The following is a 6,106-nucleotide window of genomic DNA, read 5'->3' as shown; positions in this document are numbered from 1 at the left end:
CGGTGGAATCATTCAATAAAACCGCTTTCTGAAAATAGGAAAATGCTTTTTCCAATTTGCCGGAAATAAGTAATTCTCTTCCTTTCTTTTGGAAATATTTTTCTTTGAGGGAGATTATGAAGTAGTTCATTAAGTTTTATCTTCTTATCGTTCCCAATCCCCGATTGGGAACAATGCTCCATTATTTACTTTATCGTTCCCAATCCAATGATCCCAACACATCATTCCCAATCCCCTGATTGGGAATGCACTTTTTTCAGAAATCCGGTTTCGAGTTCTTAACATTTTTATCTTTCTAATTTTATTTTGTAACGATTTTGAAATTAATCTCATCGTAAAAAAAAACAGGGGTTTTGAGAAATATTATATTCCCAATCTGGGATTGGGAACAATGATGTCAAAACTCAATTTGATCAACTTCAAAAATATTACTCAATCCATGTATATTCCGGGCACTTGAATATAACCAATCCTGTTCTTCTTCTACTAATCCTCTTTTTACAGGATTTTGATGAATATAATTTGCTTTTTGATTCAAAATCTTCAAATTAAAAATCATTTCAGGATGACTTCCTTCCTGCCAGAATTGATAAGTTGATTCTTTCTTATATTTCTTCTTAAAATATTTTAACAAATACAATATCCATTGTCTGGAATCGGTTTCTAAAAGTTTCAAAATCTCTTTAGCCGTATATTTTTTAAGACTTTGAATTATTCGAGCGATGTTGTCATGATGAGAACCGACCAAGTGAATATGATTATCCATAATGACATAATAGAAAATTTTCAAATTTTCATTATCTCGATAAAATTTAAAGTTTTCGATGATGATATCCATATATCCGGAACTTGTAAAAACAGGAATATTCGCAACAACTGTAAAAGTCATAAAATAAAGTTGATTTTCTAAATCGACAAATTTGAATCTCGATCGCATTTCGTTATCTCATCATTCCCAATTCCCCGATTGGGAAGGCACTTTTTTCAGAAATCCGGTTTCGAATTCTCAACATAACTTATCTCGTTTTTTAGGAACAGACTTTATTTAAAATGTTTATCTTCATCTTTCATAAACAAAATTTGAATTTTGCATAATATTGTGTTCTCAATCTGGGATTGGGAACAATGACTTTCGATTGTTGTTTTTCGCTCCTAATCAGGAATTTCTTATCGTTCCCAATCCCTGATTGGGAACGATGCTCTCGCTCTTTTTGTGTTTTTTGTGCTTCTTTGTGGCTACTATTATCTCATCTCGATTGCTTCTTTTGGACATTTTTCAAAACAGATTTCACAACCAATACATTTTTCCTGATCAACAACATGCAGTTTCTTCACTTCCCCGGTAATTGCATCAACAGGACATTTTTTCGCACAGATCGTACAACCGATACAATTTTCTTCTAAAATATATGCTTTCTTTCTCTTACCGGCAAGAGGATCGATGATCGCTCCGGTCGGACAGACTTTTGCACACTCTCCGCAGCTGATACATTTTTCGTAATCGATTACAGCCAGATCGTCTTTCATCTCGATCGCTCCGACCGGACATTTCTTCACACATAAACCGCAACTGATACAAGCAGTCTTATTTCCGCATCTTTTCTTTGCCTCCACACCTTTATCATGCGATGAGCAGAGAATGTGAACCTTTTTACTGATCGGCACCATCTCGATCAAATTTCGAGGACAAGCTTTGGCACAGGCTCCGCAACCTGTACATTTTTCTTTGTCAACGACCCTTATTCCATTTTCATCGAGATGCAGAGCATCAAAATGGCAGGCAGCAATACAATCATTCTGGAAAACGCAACCAAAATTACAAAGGTTTGGTCCGTGTGTAACCAGAACAGCTGCTTTACAAGTCGCTATTCCCTGGTATTCATAACGGAAAAAAGTATTGTTATAACCACCACTTTGACAGTGAATAACAGCGATATTTCTCTCTTTTGTGGATGCTTTGATTCCCATTATTCTGGCGATTTCTTTAATCGAACTTTCACCACCTGGAGCACATAAATTTATATCTTCACCTTTATTAACAATTGCTTCTGCATAAGCAGAACAACCCGGAAGACCGCATGCTCCGCAATTTGCTTGCGGTAAAACTTCATTAATTTGTTCAATTTTCGGATCTACTTCGACATGGAATTTCTTCGATGCCAAAGCGAGTCCCAGTCCATAAATAATACCAAGAATTCCAAGGGTTGCTATTGAATATAAAATTATCGTCATTAAAATCTCCTGCTTATTTCCGAAGCTTCCAGCAAAGAAATTCTTTCAAATAAGATTCGGAAAGTTACTGCTTAAATGTTTTTGTTATAACACCGTGAACAGCTTATTATTTTTCCCATCGGGACGATGGGGTTACTAAAATTTCAAACCGGCAAATCCCAGAAATGCTAAAGCCATCAATCCTGCCATAACCATCGCTATCGGCATTCCTTTCATACTAACCGGAATTTCTGCTTTGTCGAGTCTTTCTCTGATCCCAGCCATTAAAACGAGCACCAGAGTGAAACCTAAGCCGGCAAATAGACCATTCAGGATTGCTCCTAGAAAATTTAAATTCTCATTAATATTCAAGATCGCTACTCCCAGAACAGCACAGTTTGTGGTGATCAATGGTAAAAATACACCGAGAGCTTTATATAATGCAGGAGCCGTTTTCTGGATCACCATTTCGACGAGTTGAACCAATGAAGCAATGGTTAGAATGAAGGCAATAGTCTGTAAAAATTCGATTTTTAAAGGAATTAGCAAATAAGTCTGTATTAACCATGTAAAAGTCGAAGCCATAGTCATGACAAAGATAACTGCCATTCCCATCCCAACTGCTGAATCCAGTTTTTTGGAAACTCCGATATATGGACAAAGTCCTAAAAATCTCATCAGGACAAAATTCTGAACGAATATGGCTGCAATTGCCAAAGCGAATATTTTTCCAATAAATTCCATTTAAAAAACTCCTATTCTTGCCACTGACTTGCACTGACTTAACACAGATTTTTTAAGAATTTGTCAGTGAAAGTCTGTGTTAGTCTGTGGCTATTTCTTCTTCTTTAAATTCATCAAACCCATCAGCAGTCCCATCACGATAAAGGCTCCGGGAGCTAATATCGCAATCAGCATAGGACATTCAATATAACATTTCGGGAGAATATTAAATCCTAAAAACTGTCCGACTCCAAGAATCTCCCGAATTCCGCCAATAACGATCAATGCTAAAGTAAAACCGAAACCCATACCGAATCCATCAAAAATCGAGGGAATAAGTTTATTTTTCCCAGCAAACGCTTCTGCTCTTCCCAGGATGATGCAGTTCACCACGATCAGGGGAATGAACAATCCCAGGTTTTTGTGAAGGGCAGGAACATAAGCGTGCATGACCATATCGACGATGGTAACGAAAGAAGCGATGATCACGATATAACAGGGAATCCTGATTTTGGGTGGGATAAAATTTTTGATCAATGATATGAAAATATTGGAAAAAACCAGCACAAAAGTTGCTGCTAATCCCATGCCGATCGCATTTTCGACAGAAGTTGTAACAGCAAGAGTGGGACAGAGTCCAAGAGCCATGACAAAAACCGGATTTTCTTTGATAAAACCCTTGGTGAATTCTTTGATCAAACTCATTTCGCAATCTCCTCTCTGGTATCTTTTTCAGGAACTTCAGCAGGAATTTCCGAAATATTTTTCTCCAGAATTTCCAAACTGTTTTTAATGGAATTTGCAATAGTTCTGGTCGTAATGGTTGCTCCGGTAATACTTTTAATTGTTCCACCGTCTTTATCCACAACCATTTCGTCTTTCTTTTTATTAAAAAATCTTTTTTGAACATCCTCTTTCATACAGTTAGCACCAAGTCCGGGAGTTTCCGATTGACTGATAGTTTTGATCTTCTCGACTGTGAAATTCGGGCTGACTCCAACCATTGTTTTAACTTCACTGCTGTAACCGTATAAAGATGCTTCAAAAGTATATCCGACTAAATCATCATTCTCATCAAAGCATCTAAAATAACGAAAAAGATTATTTGTATCGGATGAAACTTTTTTTAACGGATCCTTTACCTCGACTTTTTCAACAACCACAGAATCCGGTATAAATTTTGTTGCTGCCGGCAATACTTCCTTCCTTGCCTCTTCCTGCACCTTTTTCTGATTGTCTTCGATGATCGGACTTGTGATACTGTTGACATAAGCAAGAATTCCGCTGGCAATAGCAGTTATCACGAAAAGCACAAAACCGAGTTTCAAAAAATATTTCATTTCTTTACCTCCCCAAACGGTTTAGGAATCGTGTATTTATCGAGTAAGGGAACAGCCAGGTTCATCAACAGGATTGAATAGGAAACACCTTCCGGATATCCTCCAACCAGACGAATGACAACCGTTAGGATTCCGCAACCGATCCCGAAATAAATTCTCCCTTTTTTCGTGACCGGAGAAGTAACCAGATCAGTTGCCATAAAAAATGCTCCGAGGATCAAACCTCCGGCAAAAATATGAAAAACAGGTAACATGATCGATGCTGAAAATAAACCGTTTACTCCCCCGAAAATGAAAGTTAGAACAAAAACAGTGCCAATGTAAAAAACCGGAATTCTCCATTCGATGATGTGTTTATAAGCGAGATAAGCTGCTCCAATTAAAAGAGCAGCCGCAGAAACTTCACCGATCACTCCGCCTACATTTCCCCAGAAAAGATTCTGGATCGTGCCGAAATCTGCGAGTTTATTCATGATTACATCTGTTTCAGCGGTTCCAAGATAGGCGACATCACGGATTTGTTTGGCAACACCAAGAGGAGTAGCGGAAGTGATCAAAGTCTGGGCTTTTATGGATAATCCTTCAATATTAGCAATTCCGCTGAAAGACTTTAGTCGTGTTGCTGTCCAGCCAGCTGTTGTTAAAGTAGGCCAGGATGCGACCAGAAATGCTCTTGCCAGAAGTGCCGGATTCATCGGATTATGACCTAAACCTCCAAAAACCTGTTTCCCAATCGCGATCGCAAAAACAGAACCGACAACCGGCAACCACCAGGGAGATTCGACATTCAGATTAAAAGCCAGCAATATTCCGGTTACAACTGCACTTCCGTCAGTTACTGTGATTGGAATTTTTCTCAATTTCTGGATCAGAGTTTCGGTGATAATTGCTGCTGCGACAGCATAGATCGTTAGAAGTAATGTTCTTATTCCAAAAAAGTATATACTTGCCAGCAGAGCAGGTGAGAGAGCGAGCACAACCTGCCACATTACTGACGAAACCGATATTCTCTGTTTTATGTGCGGAGCTGCCGAAACAGCATAAATATCGCTCATAAATCCTCCGTTTTGATATTCATTTATGTCTTTTAAAACTTGCCAAATTTCAGAAATCTGGCAAGTTTCTTTATTCTATTCCGAAACAGAATTCACCAGGTTGTTTCAGAATCACCTCGCATCCTGAAACTTGAATCCTGAATCCTGAACCTCTTACCCCTTATTCCTCATCTCCGTAACTTTTATCTTCCCGATATCGATCCATTGGATAAGTTTAATATGAGAAGGACAGACATAAGCACAACTTCCGCATTTGATACAATCCATAACTCCATACTTGTCTGCCATTTCGAAATCATCGTAGCGAACACTATGAGCGATCAAACTGGGAACAAGTTCCATGGGGCAGACATCGACACATCTGCCGCAGCGGAGACAGGTATATTCATCTTCTTTCTGCGCTTCTTTTTTATCGAACAGAAGCAAACCCGAACTGCCCTTTATCATCGGAGTTTCCAGAGTTGAAACAGCAAATCCCATCATCGGACCACCGGATATGACTTTCCCGATCTCTGCGGTTGTTCCCTCACAAAAATCGAGCAGGTCGGAAAACAAAGTGCCTATCCTGGCTTTGATGTTCTTCGGTTTTTTAACGATCTTTCCGCTGACCGTGATAACTCTATCGATCAGAGGTTTTTTATAACGAACAGCTTCATAAACAGCGATCGCTGTACCGACATTCTGCACGACAACCTTTACATCCATCGGCAGACCGCCTTTATTAGGAACTTTCCTGCGAGTCGCAGCGTAGATCAGTTGTTTTTCCGCTCCCTGCGG

At 38.9% G+C, this 6,106-nt stretch carries 7 protein-coding genes; all 7 read right to left on the bottom strand.

From position 1 onward, the window contains the following. Positions 1-397: 397 nt before the first annotated feature. A complete protein-coding gene (locus ENL20_07450) occupies positions 398-937 on the bottom strand; it encodes a hypothetical protein (GenBank protein ID HHE38394.1) in 540 nt (179 codons plus the stop codon). A 305-nt stretch (positions 938-1,242) separates the two neighbouring features. Next, positions 1,243-2,232 carry an RnfABCDGE type electron transport complex subunit B gene (locus tag ENL20_07445; protein ID HHE38393.1) on the bottom strand — a complete coding sequence of 330 codons (990 nt, stop codon included), beginning with the start codon at positions 2,230-2,232 and terminating at the stop codon, positions 1,243-1,245. Between the two features lie 135 nt (positions 2,233-2,367). Continuing rightward, positions 2,368-2,955, bottom strand: coding sequence for an electron transport complex subunit RsxA (gene rsxA, locus ENL20_07440; protein ID HHE38392.1), 588 nt, complete (start codon positions 2,953-2,955; stop codon positions 2,368-2,370). Positions 2,956-3,045: 90 nt separating this feature from the next. Next, positions 3,046-3,639, bottom strand: a complete 594-nt coding sequence (locus ENL20_07435; protein ID HHE38391.1) for an electron transport complex subunit E — start codon at positions 3,637-3,639, stop codon at positions 3,046-3,048. Beyond that, on the bottom strand, positions 3,636-4,274 hold the full coding sequence (locus ENL20_07430) for an RnfABCDGE type electron transport complex subunit G (protein HHE38390.1): 639 nt from the start codon (positions 4,272-4,274) through the stop codon (positions 3,636-3,638). The genes ENL20_07435 and ENL20_07430 overlap by 4 nt, the downstream gene beginning before the upstream one ends. Continuing rightward, on the bottom strand, positions 4,271-5,329 hold the full coding sequence (locus ENL20_07425; protein HHE38389.1) for an RnfABCDGE type electron transport complex subunit D: 1,059 nt from the start codon (positions 5,327-5,329) through the stop codon (positions 4,271-4,273). Before ENL20_07425 ends, ENL20_07430 begins: the two co-directional genes overlap by 4 nt. Before the next feature lie 153 nt (positions 5,330-5,482). Further along, a partial coding sequence (locus ENL20_07420; GenBank protein HHE38388.1) for an RnfABCDGE type electron transport complex subunit C occupies positions 5,483-6,106 on the bottom strand: 624 nt, incomplete at its 5' end.

The organism is Candidatus Cloacimonadota bacterium (assembly GCA_011372345.1).
Taxonomy (GTDB): Bacteria; Cloacimonadota; Cloacimonadia; order Cloacimonadales; family TCS61; genus DRTC01.
Note: the sequence above shows the minus strand (reverse complement) of the source record. Positions and strands in the feature narration are given on the sequence as shown.

Bases quoted from the DNA above. Each gene is read 5' to 3' on its own strand.
- ENL20_07430 (HHE38390.1), bottom strand. From the start codon at position 4,274: ATGAAATATTTTTTGAAACTCGGTTTTGTGCTTTTCGTGATAACTGCT.
- ENL20_07435 (HHE38391.1), bottom strand. From the start codon at position 3,639: ATGAGTTTGATCAAAGAATTCACCAAGGGTTTTATCAAAGAAAATCCG.
- ENL20_07450 (HHE38394.1), bottom strand. From the start codon at position 937: ATGCGATCGAGATTCAAATTTGTCGATTTAGAAAATCAACTTTATTTT.
- ENL20_07425 (HHE38389.1), bottom strand. From the start codon at position 5,329: ATGAGCGATATTTATGCTGTTTCGGCAGCTCCGCACATAAAACAGAGA.
- rsxA (HHE38392.1), bottom strand. From the start codon at position 2,955: ATGGAATTTATTGGAAAAATATTCGCTTTGGCAATTGCAGCCATATTC.
- ENL20_07445 (HHE38393.1), bottom strand. From the start codon at position 2,232: ATGACGATAATTTTATATTCAATAGCAACCCTTGGAATTCTTGGTATT.